Origin of the sequence: Bacillus manliponensis (assembly GCF_000712595.1) — a bacterium.
Classification (GTDB): Bacteria; Bacillota; Bacilli; order Bacillales; family Bacillaceae_G; genus Bacillus_A; species Bacillus_A manliponensis.
The window spans coordinates 1-2,870 of record NZ_JOTN01000056.1 but is presented as its reverse complement, the minus strand read 5'-3'; the positions used below and the strand labels follow the sequence as shown (position 1 = coordinate 2,870).

Genomic DNA, 2,870 nt, shown 5'->3' with positions numbered 1-2,870 from the left:
CTAACCCAAGTCAGCATGACTTGGGTTTTTTCTTGATTTGATACGATAAAAACACACTAGTTGAATTTGTTAACTAGTGTGTTTTTATGAGATATTTAAAAACGAAACTTACCGTCTTTGTCGCGGTATGTTTTATAGTTATGTGAATTTGCATTATATTTCGTGCCTAATTTCTCATTTAGTGCATGTTGTAACAACTTAGAAATGTTTATGTTATTTCGCTTTGCTTCTATATGTAGACCAACAGGAATAGATACACTTATTCTTTTATAAGCATATTGAACTTGTTCTCGTACTGGTGGCATCCATACATCAATCAAAACGGCTTGTTCGTTCTCTTCTACTTTTACTTCCCTCAAAGGTGTTGGTTTTGGCATTGGTGTGTTATCATCCTCGAATCCAACTAGAAATCCTCCTAAAACATCACGAGCCATATACATTGCTTCTATATCTGTATCTGCACAAGTTAAACATCCTGGAAGATCTGGGAATCCAATGCTAATACCATCATCAGCATAATGAAAAATAGCAGGATATGTATAGTAATCTTTATGAAAATTTATTATTTCTCCCATTTGTGTTATTTCTCCTTGTTTACTTAATGATAAATCCATACCAAAGTATACTCTTTTAGAGGAGAGGATGTCTAATTTGTTGATCCGTAATAACAACAAAAATTTAATTTCTATCAAACTTCCTTTTCAGGTTATACTTAAAATAAAATGGGTAAATTTTCTATAATAAATTTTGGAATAAATGCGTATAGGAGCGGATGGATAAAAATATGAAAGCAATAAGTATGTTATTAATAGCGATTATATTATGGGGCACAGCAATTGCACCTACAAAATGGGCGTTGGAATCTATTCCTCCCTTTACGTTGTTGTTTTTACGTCTTAGTTTAGCTGGTTTTATATGTGCATGTTTTACTTTTTCAGATCTGAAAAATAGTATTATCAATAAGAATATTCCCTGGAAAAGAATGAGTTTATTATCTTTCACAGGGGTAGCTGGTTACTTTATGTTTACGTCGGTTGGTATTTCATTAACGAGTGGGCTACATGTTAGTATTATCGATGCTGGATTGCCACTCGTTACAATTGTATTTTCAGTAATCTTTTTAAAGGAAAAGATTCATATGAATTATTGGATTGGTATTGTATTAGGGGTAATTGGAGTGCTATGCATCACACTTCCATCTGGTGATGGTAATGGGGAAGCTTCTTTATTTGGAGATATTCTTATTTTGTTTAGTACATTTCTTTTTGCATTCTATACGATATTGTTAAAGCGTCCAAAAGAAGAAAGGAACTTATCGAATAAGGTGTTTACGACAATGACACTACTTATAGGAGCGATAATGTTAGTACCTTTTGCTAGTGTGGAGGTACTGTATAACGAATTTCCAAAAATAGATACATGGAAAGTTGGACTAAGTTTTTTATATTTAGTTTTTGGTGCGACAATACTTGCATATTGGTTTTGGAATAAGGCACTTGAAAGTATTTCAGCATCTGTAAGTGGACTATATTTAAATGCACTGCCGCTAGTTAGTATGCTCGCTTCTATTGTTTTATTAAATGAATCATTAACGTGGAGAATTGCAATGGGAGGGAGTCTTGTCTTAGTTGGAGTGTTATGGGCAGATCAAGATAAATGGAAGGGTGTATTACAATCTGCCAATAGAGGGAAAGAAAGTCAGCTGTATAAATAGGATTATTATTGGAAAAAGAGAGGTGTAAGTGCTATACCTCTCTTTTTTGTTATTCCATAGATTCAGCAATCGAAATTAAATCGTTCATTGTGTATGTTTTCTTTAAATATTTTTTGTTACCGATTTCGATTTTGTACTGTAGGTTGTCCTTTTGGAATAGGAGTTCATATGCTAGGTGGAAATTCGGCTTATAGAGCATTTTAATTCCTTTTTTCGTGGTGTAAAATTGTTCCCCTTTTTGTTTTTGGTGTTCCAATTTATTATAAAATAGGAGAAATTGTGATTTTGAGAATACCGTTAGTTGGTTCGTTGTAGTACTTGAGTTGTAAATAGTCATTATATGCTATGCTTCTAAAATCATGAATTTCAAAAGGGAATCTTGTTGGAACTAGTACATTTTGATGGTGCTTCATTTCATATTCTTTTACAACATGTGCTTCTTCAAGAAAAGGGTTTGTTCCATCGTAAATACGCTGGATATAAGAGATTTTTTCGTTTTTCGTTGTTAGAGCCCAAATAAAAGCAATTTGATTTTCATTGTGCTTATTTTTTGTATAGGTCACAAGCACTATCGTATCTTTCTGTGGTGATGGTACCTTGGAGACTTTGTTAATTTGTGTATCCTTTTTAATTGTTGGAATTTCAACAGTTTCCATTACATAAGATTGCATTAATCTTTCATCTCTGTGTATTAGTGCTTTAATGAATTGATCGATAACATGATTTTGACTAGTTGCTAGTACAATATGGTTTGATGAAAGATATAATGCAAAGAAAAGAAAGAAGAGGGAGTAACGTTTTTTCTTCATATAAATCACCTGTGCTTATTTTTGCTTGTTCATGAATTTTTTATTCTATATTAATGGGCTATAAGACTCCTGGTTCAAAATTTGAGAGAAGCAAAGAAGTTTAGATGGGAGTCTTATAGTCTGTAAAAAACTGATTGATCGGGCTGATAACTAGTGGGTTCTTACATATAGAAGTTCCACTTTATATATGAGGAGCTGAATTGTGAGATTTACTTATATGTAGTGAATAGGAGAATGATAATAGTAGACATCCATTTTTATTTTATAAAAAGTGTTGACTATTAATATGAGAGAGTGTAATATTATATGAGTCGCCGATGCAACAGAGCAGAAAGCGATGAAACAAA

Annotated in this window: 2 protein-coding genes and 1 pseudogene; 1 reads left to right on the top strand and 2 read right to left on the bottom strand. The window is 32.5% G+C overall.

Translation table 11 applies throughout. From position 1 onward, the window contains the following. Positions 1 to 95: 95 nt before the first annotated feature. Positions 96 to 575 (bottom strand): type II toxin-antitoxin system HicB family antitoxin, encoded by a 480-nt coding sequence (locus tag BAMA_RS23080; protein WP_051759073.1) that lies wholly within the window; start codon positions 573 to 575, stop codon positions 96 to 98. A gap of 209 nt (positions 576 to 784) precedes the next feature. On the opposite strand from BAMA_RS23080, the gene BAMA_RS23075 reads away from it, so the two are divergent. Beyond that, positions 785 to 1,714, top strand: coding sequence for a DMT family transporter (locus BAMA_RS23075; protein ID WP_034644361.1), 930 nt, complete (start codon positions 785 to 787; stop codon positions 1,712 to 1,714). 49 nt (positions 1,715 to 1,763) lie between these two features. On the opposite strand, the pseudogene BAMA_RS23070 reads toward BAMA_RS23075, so the two are convergent. Beyond that, positions 1,764 to 2,523: pseudogene (locus BAMA_RS23070) on the bottom strand (hypothetical protein). Positions 2,524 to 2,870 lie beyond the last annotated feature (347 nt).

What these genes read in the sequence shown, in the direction of transcription:
- BAMA_RS23080 (WP_051759073.1), bottom strand. Translation starts at nt 575, where the DNA reads ATGGGAGAAATAATAAATTTTCATAAAGATTACTATACATATCCTGCT.
- BAMA_RS23075 (WP_034644361.1), top strand. Translation starts at nt 785, where the DNA reads ATGAAAGCAATAAGTATGTTATTAATAGCGATTATATTATGGGGCACA.